19 protein-coding genes are annotated in these 22,753 nt (G+C 57.8%); 8 read left to right on the top strand and 11 right to left on the bottom strand.

Annotation, left to right across the window (positions count from 1 at the left end):
* Window positions 1-352: 352 nt before the first annotated feature.
* The 3 genes from F0155_RS00350 to F0155_RS00340 are packed head-to-tail and all read right to left on the bottom strand — an operon-like array spanning window position 353 to window position 4,828.
* Window positions 353-3,769: an acyl-[ACP]--phospholipid O-acyltransferase gene (locus tag F0155_RS00350; RefSeq protein WP_150522483.1), complete on the bottom strand. Its 3,417-nt coding sequence runs from the start codon at window positions 3,767-3,769 to the stop codon at window positions 353-355.
* Window positions 3,770-3,828: 59 nt separating this feature from the next.
* Entirely contained in the window at window positions 3,829-4,110 is a 282-nt protein-coding gene (locus F0155_RS00345) for a YiaA/YiaB family inner membrane protein (RefSeq protein WP_150522482.1), read from the bottom strand.
* Window positions 4,111-4,123: 13 nt separating this feature from the next.
* Window positions 4,124-4,828, bottom strand: coding sequence for a PspA/IM30 family protein (locus tag F0155_RS00340; RefSeq protein ID WP_150522481.1), 705 nt, complete (start codon window positions 4,826-4,828; stop codon window positions 4,124-4,126).
* A 105-nt stretch (window positions 4,829-4,933) separates the two neighbouring features.
* Between F0155_RS00340 and F0155_RS00335 the strand changes: the two genes are divergently transcribed.
* Entirely contained in the window at window positions 4,934-5,521 is a 588-nt protein-coding gene (locus F0155_RS00335) for a TetR/AcrR family transcriptional regulator (protein ID WP_150522480.1), read from the top strand.
* A 128-nt stretch (window positions 5,522-5,649) separates the two neighbouring features.
* On the opposite strand, the gene F0155_RS00330 is transcribed toward F0155_RS00335, so the two are convergent.
* The 3 genes from F0155_RS00330 to F0155_RS00320 all read right to left on the bottom strand — a co-directional run bounded on the left by F0155_RS00330 (window position 5,650) and on the right by F0155_RS00320 (window position 8,580).
* The gene (locus F0155_RS00330) at window positions 5,650-6,444 is read right to left on the bottom strand and encodes an ATP-binding cassette domain-containing protein (RefSeq protein WP_150522479.1); all 795 of its coding nucleotides are present in this window, start codon (window positions 6,442-6,444) and stop codon (window positions 5,650-5,652) included.
* A 1-nt stretch (window position 6,445) separates the two neighbouring features.
* Window positions 6,446-7,558 carry an ABC transporter permease gene (locus F0155_RS00325; protein ID WP_150522478.1) on the bottom strand — a complete coding sequence of 371 codons (1,113 nt, stop codon included), beginning with the start codon at window positions 7,556-7,558 and terminating at the stop codon, window positions 6,446-6,448.
* Between the two features lie 71 nt (window positions 7,559-7,629).
* Window positions 7,630-8,580: a sugar ABC transporter substrate-binding protein gene (locus F0155_RS00320; protein WP_150522477.1), complete on the bottom strand. Its 951-nt coding sequence runs from the start codon at window positions 8,578-8,580 to the stop codon at window positions 7,630-7,632.
* 188 nt (window positions 8,581-8,768) lie between these two features.
* On the opposite strand from F0155_RS00320, the gene F0155_RS00315 reads away from it, so the two are divergent.
* A complete protein-coding gene (locus F0155_RS00315) occupies window positions 8,769-9,785 on the top strand; it encodes a LacI family DNA-binding transcriptional regulator (protein WP_150522476.1) in 1,017 nt (338 codons plus the stop codon).
* A gap of 6 nt (window positions 9,786-9,791) precedes the next feature.
* Here F0155_RS00315 and F0155_RS00310 read toward each other — a convergent pair whose 3' ends face one another.
* From F0155_RS00310 to F0155_RS00300, 3 genes are read right to left on the bottom strand one after another with little or no spacing between them, the layout of a single operon-like run.
* Window positions 9,792-10,949 carry a Gfo/Idh/MocA family protein gene (locus F0155_RS00310; protein ID WP_150522475.1) on the bottom strand — a complete coding sequence of 386 codons (1,158 nt, stop codon included), beginning with the start codon at window positions 10,947-10,949 and terminating at the stop codon, window positions 9,792-9,794.
* A 12-nt stretch (window positions 10,950-10,961) separates the two neighbouring features.
* Window positions 10,962-11,855, bottom strand: coding sequence for a TIM barrel protein (locus F0155_RS00305; RefSeq protein ID WP_150522474.1), 894 nt, complete (start codon window positions 11,853-11,855; stop codon window positions 10,962-10,964).
* 30 nt (window positions 11,856-11,885) lie between these two features.
* Window positions 11,886-12,980 (bottom strand): Gfo/Idh/MocA family protein, encoded by a 1,095-nt coding sequence (locus F0155_RS00300; protein WP_150522473.1) that lies wholly within the window; start codon window positions 12,978-12,980, stop codon window positions 11,886-11,888.
* A 133-nt stretch (window positions 12,981-13,113) separates the two neighbouring features.
* Between F0155_RS00300 and iolD the strand changes: the two genes are divergently transcribed.
* From iolD to iolG, 5 genes are read left to right on the top strand one after another with little or no spacing between them, the layout of a single operon-like run.
* Window positions 13,114-14,982, top strand: coding sequence for a 3D-(3,5/4)-trihydroxycyclohexane-1,2-dione acylhydrolase (decyclizing) (iolD, locus tag F0155_RS00295; RefSeq protein WP_150522472.1), 1,869 nt, complete (start codon window positions 13,114-13,116; stop codon window positions 14,980-14,982).
* Window positions 14,982-15,956, top strand: a complete 975-nt coding sequence (iolC, locus tag F0155_RS00290) for a 5-dehydro-2-deoxygluconokinase (RefSeq protein ID WP_150522471.1) — start codon at window positions 14,982-14,984, stop codon at window positions 15,954-15,956. Before iolD ends, iolC begins: the two co-directional genes overlap by 1 nt.
* Before the next feature lie 11 nt (window positions 15,957-15,967).
* Window positions 15,968-16,810: a 5-deoxy-glucuronate isomerase gene (locus F0155_RS00285; RefSeq protein ID WP_150522470.1), complete on the top strand. Its 843-nt coding sequence runs from the start codon at window positions 15,968-15,970 to the stop codon at window positions 16,808-16,810.
* A complete protein-coding gene (locus F0155_RS00280) occupies window positions 16,807-17,646 on the top strand; it encodes a class II fructose-bisphosphate aldolase (RefSeq protein WP_150522469.1) in 840 nt (279 codons plus the stop codon). The genes F0155_RS00285 and F0155_RS00280 overlap by 4 nt, the downstream gene beginning before the upstream one ends.
* Window positions 17,647-18,636, top strand: a complete 990-nt coding sequence (gene iolG, locus F0155_RS00275; RefSeq protein WP_425299907.1) for an inositol 2-dehydrogenase — start codon at window positions 17,647-17,649, stop codon at window positions 18,634-18,636.
* Window positions 18,637-18,669: 33 nt separating this feature from the next.
* Here iolG and F0155_RS00270 read toward each other — a convergent pair whose 3' ends face one another.
* The gene (locus F0155_RS00270) at window positions 18,670-19,134 is read right to left on the bottom strand and encodes an Lrp/AsnC family transcriptional regulator (RefSeq protein WP_150522468.1); all 465 of its coding nucleotides are present in this window, start codon (window positions 19,132-19,134) and stop codon (window positions 18,670-18,672) included.
* 131 nt (window positions 19,135-19,265) lie between these two features.
* Between F0155_RS00270 and F0155_RS00265 the strand changes: the two genes are divergently transcribed.
* Window positions 19,266-21,644, top strand: a complete 2,379-nt coding sequence (locus F0155_RS00265) for a 1-deoxy-D-xylulose-5-phosphate synthase N-terminal domain-containing protein (protein ID WP_150522467.1) — start codon at window positions 19,266-19,268, stop codon at window positions 21,642-21,644.
* A 15-nt stretch (window positions 21,645-21,659) separates the two neighbouring features.
* Here F0155_RS00265 and F0155_RS00260 read toward each other — a convergent pair whose 3' ends face one another.
* Window positions 21,660-22,670, bottom strand: a complete 1,011-nt coding sequence (locus F0155_RS00260) for a hypothetical protein (protein ID WP_150522466.1) — start codon at window positions 22,668-22,670, stop codon at window positions 21,660-21,662.
* Between the last annotated feature and the right edge of the window lie 83 nt (window positions 22,671-22,753).

Here is a 22,753-nt window from a genome sequence, read left to right as displayed (position 1 = left end):
GATTTTCGGAAATTTGTTGTCGGAAAAAATGCCTAGGTTATCTTGCGGATATAACATCAGTTAACACCCGCTAAACTAACAATGGCTCTTAAAAAATGGGGTAACTTTCAGTAATATGAAAGCATGAAAGCCGGTTTTTGACGTCGGGGGTTCAGCCAATTCTGACAAATCCTGACACGAAGGACGTCCGTAACAACCATTCCGGGATAAAAAATAGCGCCTTAAGACAAGAGACACGCAAATTCAGGAGAGCGGTGTTTTCCTCGTCCTCGGGATTGTTGTGCCCAAAAAGGCGAGAAGGCGGCCTGACACAGGCCGCCTTCGTCAATCCAGGTCTTGTCATGCGTCGCCATCAGGCAGGAATGACCTCCAGGACCGGCTGAACCATCTTGCTGATGGCGGCAAAATCAAGCTTGCCTGAGCCGAGAACCGGAACTTTCGAAACGATGCGGACTTCTGAAGGGATCATCAGATCCTGCGCACCGCGCTGCTTTGCCTCGGTGATGAACGCGCTGCGCTCGGCTTTCGGGTTCTCTGTGACCAGAATGAGCTTTTCGCCTTTCCTTGGGTCCTTGACTGATGCGACGGCGGACAGGTGCTCCGGCCAGATCTGGCCTGCCAGTGCCTCGATCGCAGCCAGCGAGACCATCTCCCCGCCGATCTTTGCGAAGCGCTTCGCGCGGCCCTTGATCTTGATGAAGCCATCCTCGTCAATGTCGACGATATCTCCTGTGTCATGCCATCCGTCGACAAGCGGCTGGATCACACCCGGATTGTCAGCCTTCAGATAGCCGACCATCACGTTCGGTCCGGAGACAAACAGGCGTCCGCCGGTTTCAACACCTGGGACCGGCTCCAGACGCGCCTTCATTCCCGGCATCAGCTTGCCAACGGTATCCGGCCTGTTGAACATCGGCGTGTTGATAGCGATGACCGGTGCTGTTTCCGTGACCCCATAGCCTTCCAGAATGCGGACACCGAAGCGCTCCATATAGATCTGACGGGTCGAGGGCTTGACCGGCTCTGCACCGGCGAAACAGTAGCGCAGCGAACGGAAGTCATAGGCATGAGCGACGCGGGCATAGCCGTTGAGGAACGTGTCCGTGCCGAACAGGATTGTCGCGTTGGAAGCGTAGATCAGCTCAGGAATGATCCGGTAGTGAAGCGGAGAGGGGTAGAGATAGGTCTTCACGCCGGAGATCAATGGCAGGATCGTGCCGGTCGTCAGACCGAAGGAATGGAACATCGGCAGGACGTTGAACACCTTGTCGCCGGGGGTGAAGTCGATCCGGGCCGCTGCCTGAGTGGCATTGGCAAGGATGTTCTTGTGGGTGAGAACGACACCTTTGGGCGTGCCTTCCGAGCCGGAGGTAAAGAGGACGACCGCGTTGTCATCGCCGTTGCGCTCCACCAGCGGACTGGTCTTGGTCAGGAAGCCGACAAGCTTGTCGAGCGAACTGATGGTTTCGCGAACCTCGTCCAACCAGATGAAACGGACTTTCTCTGCAATGGCCTCGGCCAAGGGCTCCAGTTTTGCCTGCTTGATAAAGGCGCGTGACGACAGGATTGTGCGAACATTGGCAGCCTTGCAGGCGGACAGGATGTTTTCTGCACCCGCTGTGAAGTTTATCATGGCGGGAACCTTGCCTGCGGACATGGTCGCGAGAACCGTGACGACCGATCCGTTGGCGTTTGGCAGCATGACGCCAACCGTGTCCTCTCCAACGGTGTACTTGGTGATCTTGCGTGCCAGCACGGACGCTCCCGTCAGCAGCTTGCCATAGGTTAGCTTGCCAGTGACCGGGTCCTCGATGGCCAGCTCCGACATGCCGCGCTCCTTGGCTGCATCGATGACCTTGTCGAGAATGGTCTTGTCTTCCGACAAACTGGTCTGGAACATCAGGCCGGACATCAGCTCGTAAAGGGCACTTCCGGCAGCGGCGCGGCGCTTGCGGCCTTTCAGGTTTTCCGGCAACTCGAGTTTTGTCGGTTCCATGATGGTCACCTTTACTTTCGGGAACAGCTTCTTGGTGATCTGGGACGGATTGAGATAGGAGAAGGGTGTCTTTTCCAGCCCGTCGATGCGGATCGGCACGATTTGCGCGCCGGTCTTGTCGGCCACCATGGCGGCCCCGTCATAGACTTTCATCAGGCCGCCGGTGACGGTCAGGCGTCCTTCGGGGAAGATTGCCATCGGCTCACCCGACTTCACGACATTGATGAGAGACCGGGTGGCCATCGGTTTGGCCGGGTTGATCGGCAAGGCATTGGCAAGGCGCAGGAACGGACGGATCCACCAGCGCTGTGCGACCTCATAATCGATGGCAAAGGTCGGAGTCTTGTCGGTCAGGGTGAGTGCGAGGCCGGCGTCCAGATAGCTGACGTGGTTCATGGCAAGGATCGGTGCGTCGCCTGCCTTTTCGAGGTTCTCCAGTCCCTTCACTTCCATGCGGAAGAAGGCGCGATAGAGAATGGAGATGAAGTCACGCATCGGATTTGTGGGCAGAAACTTGAGCATGATGAGACCTGCAACCGTGTTGAGGATGGCAAGAACAATCAGGACATTGGCAACACTGGCGCCGTAGGCCTGCGCAATGGCAAGGCCAATGCCGCCAAGGGTCATGACGCCTGCGCCCAGTGCGTTTGAGCCGGCAATTACCCGGGCCCGATTTTCTGCCTTGGCCCATGTCTGAAGGGCTGTGAAGGTTGGAACCACGAGCATGGCACCGGAGATGGCGAGGCCTGCCATGTCGATGCTGATCCGTAGGACGCCGTCATGTTTCAGAAAGGCCCAGAGAGTAAGGCCTTCGGCAGCGGGAACTGCATTCGACAGGACGAGGGCCGTATCGAGGCTGAAGATTGCGATAAATAATGTGCCAACAGGGGCGGGAAGCAGGACAACACGACCTGCGGAAAACCAGGCGGCGAGAGCCGAGCCGACACCGATGGACAGGGCAAATACCGTTAGGAAATAGGTGACAGCTGCTTCATCGCCGCCAAGGATATCCTTCACCATGACCGGCAGCAGGGACATGACCAGTGCCCCGGACAGCCAGAACCACGCGTTCATCGCAGCAACTCGCATCAAGCGACTGTCTTCACTCAGGTCTTTCAGCATCTGAATGGTCGATGTGAAGATGTTGCGATTGATGCTGAAGGTCGGGGAGGCCGGGGTCGTTGAGGGGATCCAGCGGCTGAATGCATAGCAGGAAAAGGCAAGGACGATCATCACAGGCGCAAAGCTCAGGGCAGCGGATCCGCTGGCAAAGAGAAAGCCTGCTGCAATGGTTCCGCCAAGGATGGCCAGAAATGTGCCGGCTTCGACCCAGGCATTGGCGCGCGGCAGTTCCGACACATGCAGGTGATCGGGCAAGAGGCTGTATTTGACAGGGCTAAACAGCGCCGACATCGCCCCGAAGAGGAACAGGGCTGCGAATAGAACGGGAATGGACGACAAGGCCATGCCGACAATTGCCAGAGCGGCGCCACCCACTTCGACCAGCTTGTAGCGTTGGGCCAACATGGACTTGTCGAACTTGTCTGCCAGTTCCCCGCCAAGAGCAGACAGGAAGAGGAATGGGGAAATGAAGACCGCTCCGGCGAGCGCAATCAGGCTGCTTGCGGAGGATCCATCCGAACCGGAGGCTCCAACCTGAAACAGGATCAGGAACACCAGAACGTTCTTGAGAAAGTTGTCATTGAATGCGGACAGGAACTGCGTCCAGAACAGGGGGGCAAAGCGCCGCGTTACCATGAGAGACTTGGTCATATTCTCCTCCGGGATTCGGGGAGCCGGTTTTCCGCGGCCCCCTGTCATCCAGTTTGTCTTCAAACCTGATCCGACTTGCTGATGTCCATCAGAAGCTTTTCGGTCTTTGCGTCTTCCAGACGGTTATGAAATTTCGCCGCTTCCTCTCGGTCACGCATTGTCTTTGTCAGCGTGACTGCTGTGTGGACCAACATAATCGCGGCCATGGTGTAGAAACCCTTAGCGGAGAAGCTTGCTTCGAGATTGTAGATGCCAAGGCCCATCATGATCGCGGCAACGCCGAAGCTGCCTGCGGTGAACATGGTCCAGGTGCTGGTGTGTTTGATCGGTGCGTCCTGCATTGGTTTTCTCCTGTTAAACTCTGTTTTCAATCATCAGGTTGGGTTGGATGTCGGATTTCAGACGTTCCAGTATGGCATCGGCCGACGTGCGCAGCGGGGTGCCGCAACCGGCATCTGCCAGCTTTTCAATCATGGTCTGCGGGTTGTCCTGGGGGCTGAGTTCCTGAAAGGCCTGATCAGCCAGGGCAGCCCGTTCTTGCCGGGCCTCGATTTCCATCAGGCGGGTTTCGGCCTGAAGGAGGCTCGCCGTGTCGGTTGTTGCGCCGACAGTGGTGGCCTTCATCACTTTTTGCCGCACCAGGGCAGTGCGCTCGCCCCGCTTGAGACTGCGGAGCCGGAACTCCGCCTTGCGCAGGTTGTCCGAGAGCTGGGTAAGCTCCTGTTCGAAGGCGCGGGTTGTTCGCTCAAGGGCCGTTTTCTCGTCTTCGAGAATGGCAATTGCCTCGGCGGCTTCTCGCGCCAGTTTTTCCTGACCTTTGGCAAGGGCGTCTCGCGCCCGGATTTCCAGATCAGTGATGTTTTGTGCGGCCCGAGCAACCTGACGAAGGTCCTGTTCATTTTGGGCCTTGGCCAGCGCGACGGATTGGCGCGCGGCGAGAACGGCAGTTCCGGCTTCCCGGATCTGAGCAGATAGGAGAGCGAATTCCTGCGCGTCCCTTGCCTGCCCTGAAACGGAGCTGAAAAGCTGCTTGAGTTGGTACATCAGACTTCCAGTCATCGTTTTCTCCAAAAGTGAACGTCGTTCACCATTTGACAAAAACACAAGAATAGGTCAGGGTCAAGAAAAAAATGAACTGAGTTCACTTTTTGTGATGGAGACGAGATGAGTGGTTTGCAGCAGGCCAAGAGCGAAGAGACCCGCAGAAAGGTGCTGGAAGCGGCCTGTGAGGCCATAGAAACCGGCGGCCTTGCGGCGGTGAATATCCGGAATATCGCAAAGGAGGCGGGGTACTCGATTGGCTCGGTCTACAAGCATTTCAAGGATGTCGACGAGCTGATCATTGCCGTAAACACTCTGACCTTTTCAAAGATGAAGGATCGTATGGCCGAAGCCTTTGAGGCCGAGGACGATCCGTTGGATCGCCTTCAGGCACTGGCACGCACCTATTATCGTTTCTCACGCGAGAACACGAAGCTCTGGTTGACGCTCTTCGGACACCGTTTGCCGGAGGACTATCCAACACCGGAAGAACATGTGCAGGCGAATGTCGACTTGCTGAGTTTTGTCGGTCGGGCGCTTCAGGGCCTGCATCCGGAGCTAGAAGGTGAGGAACTCACCGTTCGCGTGAAGACCTGTTTTGCTGCGGTCCATGGCATTGTCGCTCTGTCCTATGAGCGCAGATTTGTCAGTCTCAGCGATGAAGTTCTCGAGCGCGAGCTTGAATTTGCCGTCGCGCGTCTTGTCGCCTGATCAAAAAAAGAGGCCGACTGCTGCCGGCCTCTTCTCATGTGTTGTATGTGTGCCTGAGGATCAGAGCACGTCTCGCATTTACTGAAACACTCGACGTGCTCTAAGTATCCACTTCGCCAAAAAATGCTCTAGACAGTGCCACCGAGAGAGCCTTCGAGAGCTACAAGCTCCTGACCGCCGGCCATCATGTCCTGCAATTCCTCGGCAGAGATCTGCCCGCGTTGGGCGGTGCCAAGGGTCTGGCCACGGTTCAGCACGGTGAAACGATCGCCCACTGCCATGGCATGGCGAACATTGTGGGTGATGAACACCACGGCAATGTCCTGCTTGCGCACCTTGTCGATGGTGGCAAGCACGTTGGCCGTCTGGCGAACGCCCAGAGCGGATGTCGGTTCATCGAGGATGAGCACCTTTGCTCCGAAATGAACCGCACGGGCAATGGCAACTGTCTGACGTTCGCCGCCCGACAAGGTTCCCACCGCCTGATCAGGGCCACGCAGGTTGATGCCCATCTTGCGCATCTCGTCCATCGTGACTTGATTGGCATATTCATGATCGAAGAAGTTCATCCCGACCACTTTCTTGACCGGTTCGTTGCCCATGAAGAAATTGCGGCTGACGGACATCAGCGGGATCATAGCCAGGTGCTGGTGCACGGTCGCAATGCCTGCATCCATCGCATCACGCGGACTTTCGAAGTTCATCGGGCGACCTTCGAACAGGATTTCGCCGCGTGTCGGTTTGTGAACCCCCGACATGGTCTTGATGAAGGTCGACTTGCCTGCGCCGTTGTCGCCCAGAAGGCAGTGGCATTCACCGGGATAGACATCGATGGAGACACCCGCCAGCGCGATGACGCTGCCGAAATGCTTTTCGATGTTTTTCATCTGGATGATGGGTTCGTGGGTTGTACGCGTGTTCATGTCAGCGCTCCCCCGTGATGATGCGGCGGATATAGGTGTTGAGGATAACCGCTGCGAGCAGGATGACACCGAGGAACACCCGGAAAAGGCTCGATTCAACTCCGGCAAAGAACAGACCCTGCTGCACGACACCGAAGATGAGCGCCCCAAGTGCAGCCCCCAGAACCGACCCGTAACCACCGGTCAACAACGCGCCGCCAATAACCACGGCGATGATGGCTTCGAATTCTTTCAAGAGACCACGGTCAGCACCGGCTGAGCCGAACTCCATCACCTGACAGGTTGCGAAAACGGTCGCGCAGAAGGCAGTGAACATGAACATCAGGATCTTGACCCGGTTCACCGGCACACCCGAGTTGCGAGCTGCTTCCGCATCGCCACCAGAGGCGAAGACCCAGTTTCCGAAGCGTGTCTTGGTCAGGAGAACGTGGCCGAAGATCACGAGAGCGATCGCCCAGACGATCAGCATCGGAATGCCGTCGACCACTGGTTCTCCGGCCCGTGAGCCGCGTTCGAAGACTTCGATGACTCCGGCTTCGCCCAGCCACTGGAAGAATGAGGTGCCAATCTTGCCGCCGAAGATCGGAGCAAGCCAGTCGCCTTCGGCCGCGTCGCGAATGCCGCCGATGATCGTCTTGCGTTCGATGGTTTGCGGAATATAGATGGTGAAACCGCGCAGGATGAACAGGAACGCGAGCGTCACGATAAAGCTCGGCAGGCCTGTCTTCACGACGATCCAGCCGTTGAGCGCTCCCAGCGCAAGGCAGATGGCGAATGTCGTGATGATGGTAAGCCACATCGGCCATCCGAGCACGACGCCAAAGACGGCAACCATCATGCCGGCAAAGCCGATCATGGAGCCGACGGAAAGGTCGAATTCACCTGCGATCATCAAAAGGCAGGCGCCGACGGCGATGATCATGAATTGTGCGGATACGAGAGACCAGTTCAGGGCCCCTTGGGCGGCGAACATGCCACTGTCGGATGCAAAGAGCAAAAACAGCAGGAACACGGCAACGGTGCCAACCATCCCACCCAACTCTGGGCGGATCAGTGCGCGGCGTAAAGGAGATATCTCCTTAATTCGCTCGTCTGTTTGTGCAATATCGACCATTTTCCTCCCCATGGCCTAAGCGCCGGATACAACACGGGCGGCCATTGGGGCCGCCCGCAAAGATTTTCGACTTAGCGATATTCGCCAGCGAACTTTTCAACCATGGTCAGGCCGTCCTTGGTGACGAAACCCGGGCCGGAGTTGATGTTGTTGCCCGGCAGAACGCCAAAGCGGTCCCAGTTGGCCAGGATGACGACCGGCAGGTAAGCCTGCAGGAACGGCTGCTGGTCGATGCCCCACTTGATGGTGCCGTCCTTGATGCCCTTCACGATTTCCTCGCCAAGGTCGAACGTGCCGAAGTGGATGGAACCGGCCATGCCGTTTTCCTTCAGCGCTGCAATGGTCGGGTCAGCGGAAACCGGGCCGAGGGTCAGGATGCCGTTGACGTACGGATTTGCGGACAGGTAAGCCAGAACCTTGTTCTTGATTTCCGACGGGTCAGTGCCGGAATCCATCATTGCATCGCCAAGGTCGATACCGAGGCCGTCAGCATAACCGCGGCAACGCTCGCCGACTGTCGGCTGCTGGATGGCGTGGTTCACGCAGAGGAACTTGGTGACGCCTTCACCCTTTGCACGAAGACCAGCTGCAAAGCCTGCGTCATATTCCGGCTGACCGACATACATCAGGGCGCCGACTTCACGAGCCTGATCCGGGGTGCCGGTGTTCATGATGATGACATCGATGCCCTGATCAACCGCATTGCGGATCGGGCCCTTCAGAACGTCAAAGTCTGCCAGAGTGGTGATGATGCCATCCGGGGAAGACGCGGCAGCCTGCTCGATGATGCGGGCCATGTCTGCAATGTCGCCGGTCGGCGGGTTGCGGTATTCGACTTCAGCGCCGACCTGCTTGCCAGCCAGGGCAATGCCGTTCTTGATGGTGTTCCACCAGGTGTCGCTGTCAGGAGCGTGGCTGACGAGGATGTATTTCTCGCCTTCAGCGGAAGCGGTGTTCGCAGCCACGAAAGGTGCGGCAACGACGGCAGCTGCCATCAGAAGTGCCTTGAGTGTGGATTTCATTCATTCCTCCCAAGAAGTTTCCATTCGCATGGATAAAGAGGGCTCTCATGCCTCTCTCACCTACAGGAAACCACGATGTAAGAAATTTTGCAACCGGTTGCAAAAATGATTTTTCAATTTAATAATGCCGAGGTCGGTTCCTTGGGGTATTTAGAGCGGATAAACGGGCGGAAAGACGGGGGTCGCAGATGGCGGCAACATTGAAGGATGTGGCGGAATTGGCAGGCGTTTCCCGCTCTGCTGTCTCGCGCACCTTCACGGACGGGGCGTCCGTTTCCGCCAAGACACGGCGCAAGGTCGAAAAAGCGGCTGAAGAACTTGGATATACGCCGAACTATCTTGCCCGTAGTCTGACGACCCGCAGAACCAAGCTTATCGGGCTCGTCTCCAACAACTTCCACAATCCGATTTTTCTGGAAGTGTTCGACCAGTTTACGCGCAAGCTGCAGGAAAGCGGACTGCGCCCGCTGTTGGTGAACCTTTCCCAGGAAATGGAGCCGGAAAACTCGGTTCAACTGCTGCGGCAATATTCGGTCGATGGCGTTGTGGTTGCCTCGTCCACCTTGCCGCCCAGTTTCTCGAAGGCGTTCAAGGATGCCGGAGTGCCCGTGGTCAACAGTTTCGGCCGGTATTCGACATCGCCCGAAGTGCATGTTGTGGGGATCGACAACGTCGAATGCGGCCGCATGGCTGCTCGCGAGCTGATTGCACGGGGTTATCGGCGCGTCGCGTTTCTCGGTGGCCCGGAAATGGCTACTTCGACCCAGGATCGTCTTCGGGGCTTTGAGGAAGTTATCTCCGCGGCTTCTGACATTTCCATGACCTACAGCTTTGCAAAGGCCTATTCCTTTGAGGCGGGCCGCGAGGAAATGCAGAGGATCATCGGCTCTGGCGATGTTGCCGAAGCCTATTTCTGCGGGGATGACGTTCTGTCGATTGGCGTGATGAGTGCGATCGCCGATGCGGGAATGAAGGTTCCCGCAGATGTCGGGATTATCGGGCTGAATGACATGGAAATGGCGGGATGGCAGAACATCAATCTGACCACGATCCGTCAGCCGGTTCAGCAGATTATCAATTCTTCGGTCGAGTTGATTGTCTCGATGCTGGATGATCCGGAGCGATATCCGGAAACACGTCTCTTTCCGTGTCAGATCATCGAGCGGGGAACGCTGCGCCCCCGTATCGAGGGCGCAGCATCCTGAGTTGATTTACCGGAACATCGGCGGTCTTGCGTCCACCCACTTGCCCTGGTTTTTACCCGAATCTGCCACGGCAAATACAGCTGCCATGGAGCGCAGGCCGTCTTCTGCACGCGGGTAGAGGTCTGCTGCCGGATCCATCGCGCGGCCTTCCTTTTCGGCCCGAATGGCTTCTGCCAGATCCTTGTAGATGTTGGCAAAGGCCAGCGGCATGCCCTCGGCATGGCCGATGGTGACACGGGTCGTGCGGTCGGCTTCCGGGGACAGGTTTGCTTCCCCGCGTTCGATGGTCTGAAGGCGACCATTGAGCGGCATCCAGAACAGCTGGTTCGGCTGTTCCTGGGACCAGCGCAGGCCGCCTTTTTCACCGAAGACCTGCAGCGTCAGGCCATGTTGGCGACCAATGGCAACAGAGGAGGTCCAAAGACGCCCGACGGTGCCGCCATTCATGCGGAAATTGACCATCGCATCGTCTTCAAGCTCGCGGCTGGCAATGCAGGAAACAGTGTCCGCGCTCAGGCTTTCAACTTCCTGACCGGTGACGAAGGAAGCCATGTGCAGGGCATGAATGCCGCAATCGGCAAACTGTGCGGAGACACCTGCCTGTTTCGGGTCATACCGCCAACGAACACGCGGGTTGTCGGCATCAGCTGCATCGGCGTGGTGGCCGTGAGCAAACTCCGCCTTGACCAGCCGGATGTTGCCGAGATCACCACGAGCCACCATGGCCTTCATGTGCCGGACCAGAGAATAGCCGGTGTAGCCGTAGTTCACGGCGCAGATCTTGCCGACAGACTTGGCGAGTTTGACGATTTCCTCGCCTTCCTCGACTGTCATGGTCATCGGCTTTTCGCACAGGACGTGGAAACCGGCTTCCAGAAACGACTTGGTGATCTCGAAGTGGGTTGAGTTCGGCGTCGCAACGGTCACCAGATCAACCCGGTCGCTGCGACCCTTTTCGCCTTCCAGCATTTCGCGCCAGTCGCCATAAGAGCGATCAGCGGCAAGGCCGAGTTTCTGGCCATAGGCGCGGCCTTCCGCCGGGCGATGGTCCAGTGCGCCTGCCGTGAACGAGAACTCGCCGTCAAGGCCTGAGCCAAGCCGGTGAGCAGGGCCGATCTGGCTGCCTTCACCGCCGCCGATCATTCCCCAAAGTAGTCTTGCCATCTCAGTCGTGTCCTATTTGAAGCCGATCGATTCCAGATACTGCCGGTTGGCAATCGCGTCCGTGATCGGCGAAACATCCAGCGTCGGGTCGCAGTCCTGTTCAACCGTGCACCAGCCCTCAAAGCCCTTGTCGAGCAGAAGCTGGCGGACGGCCGGGAAGTCGACGTCGCCGTCGCCCAGATTGCAGAAAATCCCCTGGCCGCAGGCGTCGTAGAAACCGGTGCGGTTCTCGATGACATCTGCCTTCACTTTCGGATCGATGTCCTTGAAGTGCATGTAGGAGATGCGGTCGATATGGCGCTTCATGAAGGCGACCGGATCGAAGCCGGCATAGGAATGGTGGCCTGTGTCGAAGCAGATCTTCAGGATCTTCTCGTCGACCTCATTCAACAGGCGTTCCAGTTCCGGCTCAAAATCCATGAAGCCGGCAGCGTGGGCATGAATGCCGACGGTCAGGCCGTATTCCTCGGTGCCGATGCGGGCAGCTTCCGCAATACGGTCGCGGTAGGCTGTCCACTCCGCCTTGTCCATCTGTTCGGCCTCGTTCACGCGACCGGCGGTCGGGGCGCGGCGAGGGGAGATGGAATCGATCAGGACAAGATGCTTCGCGCCATGGGCCACCAACGCCTTGCAGGTGCGGTGCGTGCCGTCCAGAACATTTTCCCAGGCTTCCGGGTCATGGAATGCGCGGAAGACAACGCCGCCGATTAGCTCCATGTCGTGTTCGGCCAGTGCCTCTCCGAGAACCGCCGGATCTTCCGGCATGAAGCCAACCGGCCCCAGTTCAATGCCCTTGTATCCTGCGTCGGCGCATTCCTTCAGGACGGTTTTCCAGGCGGGGTTTCTCGGGTCATCCGGAAACTCAACGCCCCAGGAACAGGGCGCATTACCAATGCGGATGCTCATTCGTTCGAGCCTTTCAGACTGCAAAGTTGATTATAGTGTTTGCCAGGACTTCGTCTTCGACGAAACCATGGCAGCTTCAAGGATCCGCTTGACCTCAAGGCCGTCGCGGAATGTCGGCCAGACGGGTTGTCCTGTTTCGATTGCTTTCAGGAAATCCCGTGCTTCGATGATGATCTGGTCCTGATAGCCTGTGCCGTGGCCCGGTCCCTGGCAAAAGGGCAGGTAATCCGGGTGGGCGGGGCCAGTCAGGATCTTGCGGAAGCCGCGTTCGGCCTCCGGGTCGTCCATGCGGTAGAGCCAGATTGCGTTCTGGTCTTCCTGATCGAACCGGATTGCGCCCTTGGTTCCCGTAACTTCATAGGCGTATCCCATCTTGCGTCCAGTGGAGATGCGGCTGAAATACATCTGCCCCATCACGCCATTTGCAAAACGGACCATCATTTGTGCGTGATCGTCGTTCGTCACCTTGCCGCCCGGGCGGGTTTCGTGAACGCACTCGACTTCGGCAATCACCCGTTCGATAGGGCCGATGAGGGCGAGGGCGGCGTTCACCATATGCGGGGCAAGGTCGCCGACCGTGCCGTTGGCATCGCCTTCGGTTCGCCATGTGGCCGGGGCGTTCGGATCTGCCAGAAAGTCTTCCGTGTGTTCGCCGCGAAACCAGGTCACGTCGCCGATTTCGCCCTCTGCGATCAGCTTGCGGGCATATTGGCTCGCCGGGGTGCGGATATAGTTATAGGCAACCATGTTGATGCAGCCAGTGCGCTCGGCAGCTTCGGTCATGGCGATCGAATCTTCCAGTGTGGCACCCATCGGCTTTTCGCAAAGGACCGGTTTTCCAAGGGCGAAGGCAGCTTCAGCTATTTCCCTGTGGAGAGCCTGCGGTGTTGCAATCACGATGGCTTCAACGGCAGGATCGTTGACGAGGTCCTGCCAGTTTGCCGTGGCGCGGCGGAAACCAAAGGCTGCACGGTACTTCTCGGCTGAGGCCGGGCTGCTGGCGCAGACCATCTCCAGACGCGGCCGCAGTTTGGTCTCGAACACTGCACCTACGGCAGACATGGCCACGGCATGGGCCTTGCCCATATAGCCGCCGCCAAGAATTCCCACTCCAATATCCGCCATTTTCAAGCGTTCCCGAGATTTGGTTTGAAATTTGGTTTGCAACCGGTTGCAAAATTTGTATCTTGAGAACCGAGATCGCGCAAGCGGCAATCGACAATGTCAAGCATGACAGGCTTGAACGGGAGGCTTCAGGATGAACGACACGACGGTCCGTCTGACGACCGCGCAGGCCATCATTCGCTATCTGGAAAATCAGTATATCGAAATCGATGGCACTGAATATCGTGTATGCGGCGGTGGATTTGGCATTTTCGGCCACGGCAATGTGACCTGCCTCGGCGAAGCGCTGAATACTGTGCGCGAGGCCTTGCCGCTTTACCGTGGCCAGAACGAACAAAGCATGGGATTTGCGGCAGCAGCCTATGCCAAGCAATGGCTGCGCCAGCGCTTCATGTTCTGCACGGCAAGTGCGGGGCCCGGCACATCCAACCTTCTGACATCGGCAGCTCTTGCACATGCCAACCGTCTGCCAATGCTGCTTTTGTGCGGGGATGCCTTCCTGACCCGCCTGCCGGATCCGGTTCTCCAGCAGCTGGAGCACTACAACAATCCGACCCTTGGCGTGAATGATGCCTTCAAGGCCGTTTGCCGTTATTGGGATCGCATCACTCATCCCGCACAGGTGATTCAGTCGCTTCCTGCGGCAATTGCAACCTTGCTTGATCCTGCAGATTGCGGCCCCGCTTTCCTCGGCCTGCCGCAGGATGTTCAGGGCTGGACCTATGATTTCCCGGAAGTCTTCTTCGAGAAGAAGGTCCACCGCATCCGCCGTGTAACGCCGGACACCAATGAGGTTCTGGACGCGGTCAAGCTGTTGCGCTCTGCCAAGCGCCCGATGATCATTGCAGGTGGCGGCGTGCAATACAGCCGTGCGGTGAAGGAGCTGCACGAGTTTGCCGAACTGCACGATATCCCGGTCGTCGAAACGATCGCAGGCCGGGCGAACATGCTGGCCGGACACCCGCTCAATATCGGACCGATTGGTGTGACCGGCTCCAACAGCGCCAATGCGATTGCCGAAGAGGCGGACGTCATTCTTGCTGTCGGAACACGCCTTCAGGATTTCACCACGGGATCATGGACTGCGTTCTCCAAGGATGCCCGGTTCATTTCGCTCAATGCCGCCCGGCATGATGCAGGCAAGCACATGTCCTTGCCGATTGTTGGGGATGCCAAGCTGGGCCTCCTCGCTCTTGCCGACAAGATTTCCGACTACAAGGCGCCGGCCGAGTGGGTCGAGAAAGCCCAAGCGGAACGCAAGGCGTGGGATGCCTATGTTGCCGACAACGTTTCCCACGGCAACAACCGCCCCAACTCCTATGCGCAGGCAATTGGTGTCGTGAACGAGCTGTGCGATCCGCGCGACCGTGTTGTCGCGGCGGCCGGTGGTCTTCCGGCGGAAATCACCGCCAACTGGCGGACGCTTGATATCGGCACTGTTGATGTTGAATTCGGCTTTTCCTGCATGGGATATGAAATCGCCGGTGGCTGGGGCGCGCGTATCGCGCAGGCCGAGCGTGAACCGGGGTCTGACACGATCGTGTTCACCGGGGATGGCTCTTATCTGTTGATGAACTCCGACATCTATTCGTCGGTTCTTTCCGCCAAGAAGCTGATCATTCTCGTTTTGGACAACGGCGGCTTTGCGGTCATCAACAAGTTGCAGAACAACACCGGTAACGAGAGCTTCAACAACCTCATTGCGGATTGCCCGACGATTCCGGAGGCCTTTGCGGTCGACTTTGAGGCGCATGCCCGGTCCATGGGGGCAATCGCAGAGACCGTTGCCAATCCCGCCGAGCTTGGAGAAGCCTTCAAGCGGGCAAAGGCTGCGGACCGCACCTATGTGATCTGCATGCAGGTTGATGCCTATGAAGGTTGGACCAAGGAAGGTCACACCTGGTGGGAAGTCGGTACTCCGCATATCACCAATGATCCGAAGGTTCGCGAGGCCCATGAGGCCTGGGAAGTGACCCGCGCAAAACAGCGTCGGGGTGTCTGATGCTTCTTGATGCTATTGCCAAAAACAACTTCGTGATCGTCGGACGCGCCGGGATCGACTTCTACACGGACGCCGGGGTGCGCGCCGAAGATGCGGAGACCGTCAGCGTCGGTCTTGGTGGGTCTGCCGCCAATATCGGAGCCGGGATCTGCAAGCTTGGCGGCAAGGCTGCGCTTGTGACCCGTGTCTCCGATGACAGTGTTGGCAGCTACTGCATCGGCCAGTTGAAGCGCTACGGCGTTGATGCAAGCCATGTCATGCCGGTTGGCGGCGAGTATCGCAATTCGCTCGCCTTCTATGAATCGGTGGTCGAGGGGCACCGCAATGTCATCTACCGGAACGGCGCAGCCGATTTCCAGATGGATGAGGCGGATGTTTCAAGGGTCGACTACAGCCGCTATTCGGCGATGATCACGGCAGGGACTGTCTTTGCGGCAGAACCGTCGCGGTCCGCGACCTTCAAGGCCTTTGAGCTTGCAAAGGCCGCCAACCTTCCGATCATCTTTGACGTCGACTATCGCCCTTATTCCTGGCCTTCAGCAGAAGTTGCCGCCGAAGTTCTCTCCCGTGCCGCCAGCCAGTGCGACATGATTGTTGGCAACGACGTCGAGTTCGGTTTCATGGCCGGTGACTACGACAAGGGGCTGGAAAAGGCGCGCGAACTTGCTGCAACCACGGCTGCCCTCGTCATCTACAAGATGGGAGAAGAGGGCGCGATCACGATCATGGGTGGTGAGGAAATTCGTACCGGCATTTATCCGGTCGAGGCGCTCAAGCCCAATGGGGCCGGCGACAGCTTCATGAGCGGGCTTTTGACCTCCATTGCCGACGGGTTCAGCCTCAAGGAAGCCGTGCTTCGAGGGTCTGCCTGCGCCTCCATCGTCGTTGGTTCCGTCGGCTGTGCGCCAGCCATGCCCACCCGTCCCGAACTTGAGGCCTTTCTGGCTTCCCATCCCGGTCCCACACATTCCTGAAAGGCAGTCCCATGCATATCGCTCCGCACGACAACCAGAACAAGCCGATCGTGGACGCCGAGCATCCGCTCGTTCCTCTGAATTACTTCAATATCGTGAAGCTGAAGAAGGGCGAAGCGTTCGAATACCAGGTGCCTGGCTATGAGACTTGCGTTGTTCCGGCAACGGGAACCGTGTCCGTAGATGTTGAGGGCGTTACCTTCGACAAGCTTGGCAATCGCGGTGTGGACGTGTGGGACGGTGAGCCGGAAGGCGTTTATGTGCCGGTTGGAGCCAAGGTAACGATTGTCTGCCAGTCGGACGAGACCGAGACTTTCATTGCCGGGGCCAAGTACGACAAGGTCCTCGATCCCTTTGATGTTCGCGTGGCGGAAATTGATCTGGTCCAGTATGGCTCGGACGACACCAAGACCCACCGCAAGATCAAACACATTCTCGGTCAGAAACAGCATGGCAAAGTTGGCCGTCTTCTCGTCAGCGAGCTGTTCACCGTCGGGCAGGGTGGCTGGTCGGGCTTTCCGGCGCACAAGCATGACACGGACCGCCTGCCGCATGAAACCCGGCATGACGAGACCTACAATTTCCGCTTCCGCCCCAACCATGGGTCCGGCGTCCAGATCCTGCAGCGGGAAGAAGGCAAGCCGGGCGATGCTTACCAGCTGATGGATGGGTCCACGATCATGATCGACAAGGGCTATCACCCCTGTGCCGTGATGCCGGGCTATGAAATGTACTATTTCACCATTCTGGGTGGCCTTAGCCAGCGTTCGCTTGTTCAGTATTTCCAGCCGACCCACGCCTATCAGATCGAAACGATCCCGGGCATCAAGGACATGGTGGCGAAGTTCAAATGACCCTTGCGACGCTCTCGCAAGTCCTGCAGCCAGCACTTGCCAACGGATATGCCGTTGCCGGGCTGGTGACGCTGGGCTGGGAAGACATGCGGGCTTATGTTGCTGCAGCCGAGGCCGAAGGGGTGCCGGTCATCCTGCAGGCCGGGCCCAGCTGCCGCGAGCACACGCCGCTGCCGATCCTCGGCAAGATGTTCCGCCATCTCGCCGAAGGCGCAAGCGTGCCGGTCGTTGCTCACCTTGATCACGGCTACACGTTCGAGGAATGCAAGCAGGCGCTCGACAGCGGGTTCACGTCGCTGATGTTTGACGGCTCTCGCAAACCGCTTTCGCAGAATATCGAAGAAACGGCACGGATTTCTGAAATGGCACATTCGGCTGGTATTTCCTGCGAAGGTGAAATCGGATTTGTCGGTTACGCGACAGGCGCAGCCTCGGAGGGAACGGATCCGGAAGAGGCCGCAAAATTTGCCGCGGAGACCGGAGTGGACGCGATGGCGATTTCCGTCGGCAATGTCCATCTTCAGGAAAACAAGGAAGGTGGCCTCGACGAGGCGCGCATTCGCGCAATCGAAGCCGTGACCAAGGTGCCACTCGTCATTCATGGCGGGTCCGGCGTTCCTGTTGCGCAGCGACAACATCTTGCAGCGACCTCGCGGATCTGCAAGTTCAATATCGGAACGGAACTCCGAAAGGCATTCGGATCGGCTCTGCGGGAAGCGGTGAACCGTGATCCTGCCCGGTTCGACAGGGTGACGATCCTCAAGGAAACACATGAACCGCTGGTGGAGGCAACACGCCGAGTCCTTCAGGCTTTTGGCGGTTCGCAAAAGGGATAAATGATGGTCAATATCGGTTTGCTTGGCTGCGGGCGCATCGGGCAGGTTCATGCCCGGTCTATTGCGTCCCTGCGCTCTGCGCGTCTCGTTGCCGTTGCAGATGCCTTTCCTGATCCTGCGGAAGCTCTGGCAGCCCAGAGCGGCGCAGAGGTTCGTTCCGCTGATGCGATCCTGTCCGCCGCTGATATCGATGCGGTGATCATCGGCACGCCGACGGATACGCACTACGACCTCATTCACAATGCTGCCCGAAACGGCAAGGCAATCTTCTGCGAAAAGCCGGTCGATATGTCGGCTGATCGCATCCGCGATTGCATGAAGGCGGTCTCCGAGGCGGGCGTTGCTTTTTTAACCGCGTTCAATCGCCGCTTTGATCCAAACTTTGCCAATGTTCAGAGGCGAATTGCCGGTGGCGAGATCGGCGATGTCGAGATCGTGACAATCCTCTCGCGTGATCCGTCGCCCCCTCCGGTCAGCTATATCAAGAGCTCCGGGGGCATCTTCCGGGACATGATGATCCATGATCTGGATATGGCGCGCTTCCTCCTCGGCGAAGAGCCGGTTCAGGTTTATGCGGTCGGGTCTGCTCTGGTTGATCTGGAAATCGGAAAGGCTGGAGACGTTGATACGGCTGCAGTGACCTTGACCACTGCAAGTGGCAAGATCTGCCAGATTTCCAATTCACGCCGTGCCACCTATGGCTATGACCAGCGCCTTGAGGTGCATGGCTCCAAAGGCATGCTCCGCGCAGCCAACATGCTCGAGAACACGGTTGAAATGGCCGGGCCGAACGGCTTTCGGGCGGCTCCTGCCAAGCACTTCTTCCTTGAGCGGTATGAGGCGGCCTATCTCGCCGAGATGCGCCATTTTGTGGAGTGTCTTGAGGCAGGTCGCGCGCCGTCCCCGAGCATCGAGGATGGTTTGCGTGCCCAGTTGCTCGCGGATGCGGCAACCCTGTCCTATTCCAGCGGCAAGCCGGTTACCGTCTGACAGGACAAAGACCGGCGCGTCTTTCCTGCTTGATCAGGAAAGACGCGCCGGCTGATATTTCACCCGGCGAATCGGAATTGATGATTCGATCGAGGCAACGCCGCGGATCTTGGTGAGGCGGCGTGTCAGAAAACTCTCATATTCATTGAGATCGCGCACAGCAACGCGCAAGAGATAGTCGAAGCTGCCCGTCATGAGCCAGCAATCGACCACTTCTGGACATTTCGTCAGTTCCTGCTCAAAGGTCACAAGCTTGTTGTCGACCTGCTGATCGAGCTTCACCGAAACGAAGATACTGACCCCGAACCCCATCGCCGCTTCGTCGATCCGTGCGCTGTAACCGGTGATGTAACCGTCTGCTTCCAGCTTCCGGATCCGCCTTGCGCAGGGTGATGGCGACAGGCCGATCCGCTCGCTCAGTTCCTGATGCGTCAAACGAGCATCAGCCAGCAGCTCTTTCAGGATTTTGTGGTCGATAGTGTCAAGGCTCGTCGTCATTGTGATCGATATCGCTATAAATTTTGTATTTGACGCCGGAAATCTGCGCCAAGTGTATGGATGTCTAGCGGAAATGGGTGAAAAAACCAAGTAACCTGCGGTACTCTCATGAAAATTGAGGATCGCTGGCCATGACTGAAACCATTCACCACCTGAAGACCATTGAGCAACGGCTTTTGTGGCTGTCGCACTGGATGATCCATAACGCCAACCACATCCGCCCGAAGGTGGACGGGATCAAGATTGGCGGGCATCAGGCAAGTTCCGCTTCAATGGTGTCGATCATGACAGCGCTCTATTTTTCGGCGCTTCGGCCGGAAGACAGGGTCGCGGTGAAGCCGCATGCGTCTCCAATCTTCCACGCCATGCAATATCTGATGGGCAACCTGAGCCGCGAGAAGATGGAAAACTTTCGAGGGTACGGAGGTGTTCAGTCCTACCCGTCGCGCACAAAGGATGTCGATGACGTGGATTTTTCGACCGGATCGGTCGGCCTCGGTGTTGCGATCACATCCTTTGCCTCGATCATTCAGGATTACATCAAAGCCAAGTCATGGGGCGATGACATTTCGCTCGGGCGCATGGTTGCTCTTGTCGGGGACGCGGAGCTGGACGAAGGCAATGTCTATGAGGCGCTGCAGGAGGGCTGGAAGAACGATCTGCGGAACTGCTGGTGGATCATCGACTATAATCGCCAGTCTCTTGACGGTATCGTCCGCGAGGGTCTGTTTGATCGTGTCGAAAAGATCTTTGACGCCTTTGGCTGGGATGTCGTTCGGGTAAAGCACGGTGTCCTGCAGCGTGCGGCCTTCAGGGAACCGGGCGGCGAAAAGCTGCGTCAGTGGATCGATGCCTGTTCCAACCAGGACTACTCCGCCCTGACTTTCATGGGCGGCGCTGTCTGGCGCAAACGGCTGATGGATGATCTTGGTGATCAGGGCGATGTCACCGCGCTTCTCGACCGGCGCAGCGATGATCAATTGGCGGATCTCATGGAGAATCTTGGCGGCAATTGCACCGAGACCATGGCGGAAACCTTTGCTTCCATCGACCATGACCGCCCGACCTGTTTCCTTGCCTATACGGTCAAGGGATGGGGCACGCCGATTGCCGGACACAAGGACAATCACGGCGGGCTGATGAACAGCACTCAGATGTCCGAATGGCAGAAGCATATGGGCGTTGCAGAAGGCGCGGAGTGGGAGCCTTTTGCGACGGTTGAAGATGTTTCTGCGCTGAAGGCGTTTCTGGATCAGGTGCCGTTTTTCTCAAAAGGCGCGCGCCGTTATCACGATGCTGCGGTCGATGTTCCGGCCATTGAGGCGCCAAAGGGAACTGAGTTGTCGACACAGATGGCTTTCGGCAAAATCCTCGATGATCTGTCCAAGGGCTCAAGCACTCTGGCTGAGCGGATTGTGACGACTTCACCGGACGTGACCGGGACGACCAATCTCGGGCCGTGGGTCAACCGGCGGAAGCTTTTCGCGCGGACCGAGCAGTCTGATGCGTTCATCGAAAATCGCATTCCTTCGACGGCTAAATGGGAGTTTACACCGCAAGGCCAGCATATCGAGCTTGGCATTGCGGAAATGAACCTGTTCCTGTTGCTCGGGGCGGCAGGCCTATCTCATTCCCTGTTTGGCAAACGGCTTATCCCGATCGGGACAGTCTATGATCCCTTTGTCTGCCGTGGCCTCGATGCCCTGAATTATGCCTGCTACCAGGATGCCCGTTTCATGATCGTGGGCACCCCCTCCGGCGTAACGCTGTCCCCGGAAGGCGGGGCACACCAGTCAATCGGAACGCCGTTGATCGGGATGAGTCAGGACGGTCTTGCAGCCTTTGAGCCTGCCTTTGCCGATGAGCTGGCCGTCATCATGGAATGGGCCTTCGACTATCTTCAGCGCGATGGCGAGGGCGATCCTGACGAGCGAACCTGGCTGCGAGACGAAACCGGCGGTTCGGTCTATCTTCGGTTGACCACCAATCCGATAGAGCAACCGGGCACGCGGGCTGATGACGATTTCCGTCGTGGGGCCATTGATGGGGCCTACTGGCTGCGTAAACCCGGCCCGAACTGCGATGTTGTGCTTGCCTATCAGGGCGCGGTGGCGCCTGAGGTTATTCGCGCGGCGGGCCTGCTTTCCGATAGCCGCCGAGATGTTGGAGTTCTTGCGGTGACCTCTGCAGACAGGCTGAACGCCGGATGGACGGCGGCCCAGCGGGCACGTTCAAGAGGCAACAAGACTGCCCTGTCGCATATCGAACGTCTGCTTGGCGATTTGCCGTCGCATTGCCAGATGATCACCGTCATCGATGGTCATCCTGCAACGCTTTCCTGGCTTGGCGGTGTATGCGGTCATCGCACGATTCCGCTGGGCGTGGAGCATTTCGGCCAGACAGGCACGATCGGTGACCTCTACAGTCACTTTGGCATTGATGCCGCGTCCATCATCGAGAAGGTGAATGGCCTGACGACCGGGCGCAGGGCGACGTCAGCCTCGCTGTGAGCGAAGCTGCTTGCGTCACGCCTGATGCATGTATTTGCGCTTGCTCACCGAGCTGGGGCGGAAAAGGCCTGCAAAGAGCGCCATAAAAATCGCCAGCGCCATGGCGATGGCAAGCCCGTAGGCGTAGCCCAGCAACATGGTCTGGCCATTGAGTGTGAAGCTGTATTCTCTCGATATTCCGAGAGCCAGCAAATACCACCAACTGGCCAGAATCCCTCCGAACAGAATGATGGCGACGGTTCGTCCCGGCAGACTGGTTGCCTCAAACAGGGGCCTGCCGTCATTCAGGAATTGCGGGTGGCTTGCGAACAAACCAAACAGCGCCATGGTGGCCAGAAGCGCTCCGGTAACGCCAAATTTCACCCAGAGTTTCGGGTCGTAGACCAGCTCGTTGCTGGTTAGATGCAGGTTGATCATCAGACCTATGCCGGTGGCCAAAACCAGAAAAAGCCCTACCCGCATCCAGAAGGCTGCAGAACGTGCACGGCTATTGGAGCCGACTTCCTGATATCCCCTACGGATCGCGGCAAGGTAGAAGAACGCCAAATAGGTGGTTGTGGTCAGGCCCATGCCCATTCCGAGCAGATGTCCGAAAAGCAGAACTGTTTTAGCTTGCAGAAGATCGGCTGCCATTGTGAAGCCTGCCAGAATTGTTTCGGGATTGACCTCGCAGATCTCGCCAAAAAGCGTGGCGAGCCCGGTCATGCCGCTTTGCATGGCCGCAGGAGATTGCATCCCGGTTGACATTGCAGTCGCATCGGTTCGGGATAACCTGAGCGCCGAGACCGAAACCGGCCCGCCTTCGCTCCCGTTTGCTGCCAGACTTGCAACCAGCTTTGAACCCGGCATTTCCGGTCGGGAGATCAGATCGTATTCAAGGCTTTTTGCTGCGACGGTATCTATCAGCCTTTGGCCAATATGCAGCTGCCATGTGCCGTTCAAAGCGGATGACATGCCAAGGGCTGCGATCATGCACCCAAGAACCAGCATCAAGCCACAGGATCCTGCGATAGAGGGTTTACGCATGTTCCGTACTGTCGCCATTAGCCTTTACAGATGTCTGTGTAGTGATCGCGTGAATGATCGGCTCAGTGAAGGTGGACGATGAA

The sequence above is a fragment of the Roseibium sediminis genome, assembly GCF_008711325.1.
In the GTDB taxonomy this organism is placed as follows: Bacteria; Pseudomonadota; Alphaproteobacteria; order Rhizobiales; family Stappiaceae; genus Roseibium; species Roseibium sediminis.
Note: the sequence above shows the minus strand (reverse complement) of the source record. Positions and strands in the feature narration are given on the sequence as shown.

Coding starts and splice junctions, on each gene's coding strand:
- F0155_RS00280 (WP_150522469.1), top strand. CDS start 16,807: ATGACCCTTGCGACGCTCTCGCAAGTCCTGCAGCCAGCACTTGCCAAC.
- F0155_RS00260 (WP_150522466.1), bottom strand. CDS start 22,670: ATGCGTAAACCCTCTATCGCAGGATCCTGTGGCTTGATGCTGGTTCTT.
- F0155_RS00330 (WP_150522479.1), bottom strand. CDS start 6,444: ATGAACACGCGTACAACCCACGAACCCATCATCCAGATGAAAAACATC.
- iolG (WP_425299907.1), top strand. CDS start 17,647: ATGATGGTCAATATCGGTTTGCTTGGCTGCGGGCGCATCGGGCAGGTT.
- F0155_RS00315 (WP_150522476.1), top strand. CDS start 8,769: ATGGCGGCAACATTGAAGGATGTGGCGGAATTGGCAGGCGTTTCCCGC.
- F0155_RS00325 (WP_150522478.1), bottom strand. CDS start 7,558: ATGGTCGATATTGCACAAACAGACGAGCGAATTAAGGAGATATCTCCT.
- F0155_RS00305 (WP_150522474.1), bottom strand. CDS start 11,855: ATGAGCATCCGCATTGGTAATGCGCCCTGTTCCTGGGGCGTTGAGTTT.
- F0155_RS00345 (WP_150522482.1), bottom strand. CDS start 4,110: ATGCAGGACGCACCGATCAAACACACCAGCACCTGGACCATGTTCACC.
- F0155_RS00285 (WP_150522470.1), top strand. CDS start 15,968: ATGCATATCGCTCCGCACGACAACCAGAACAAGCCGATCGTGGACGCC.
- F0155_RS00310 (WP_150522475.1), bottom strand. CDS start 10,949: ATGGCAAGACTACTTTGGGGAATGATCGGCGGCGGTGAAGGCAGCCAG.
- iolD (WP_150522472.1), top strand. CDS start 13,114: ATGAACGACACGACGGTCCGTCTGACGACCGCGCAGGCCATCATTCGC.
- F0155_RS00350 (WP_150522483.1), bottom strand. CDS start 3,769: ATGACCAAGTCTCTCATGGTAACGCGGCGCTTTGCCCCCCTGTTCTGG.
- F0155_RS00265 (WP_150522467.1), top strand. CDS start 19,266: ATGACTGAAACCATTCACCACCTGAAGACCATTGAGCAACGGCTTTTG.
- F0155_RS00270 (WP_150522468.1), bottom strand. CDS start 19,134: ATGACGACGAGCCTTGACACTATCGACCACAAAATCCTGAAAGAGCTG.
- F0155_RS00340 (WP_150522481.1), bottom strand. CDS start 4,828: ATGACTGGAAGTCTGATGTACCAACTCAAGCAGCTTTTCAGCTCCGTT.
- F0155_RS00300 (WP_150522473.1), bottom strand. CDS start 12,980: ATGGCGGATATTGGAGTGGGAATTCTTGGCGGCGGCTATATGGGCAAG.
- iolC (WP_150522471.1), top strand. CDS start 14,982: ATGCTTCTTGATGCTATTGCCAAAAACAACTTCGTGATCGTCGGACGC.
- F0155_RS00335 (WP_150522480.1), top strand. CDS start 4,934: ATGAGTGGTTTGCAGCAGGCCAAGAGCGAAGAGACCCGCAGAAAGGTG.
- F0155_RS00320 (WP_150522477.1), bottom strand. CDS start 8,580: ATGAAATCCACACTCAAGGCACTTCTGATGGCAGCTGCCGTCGTTGCC.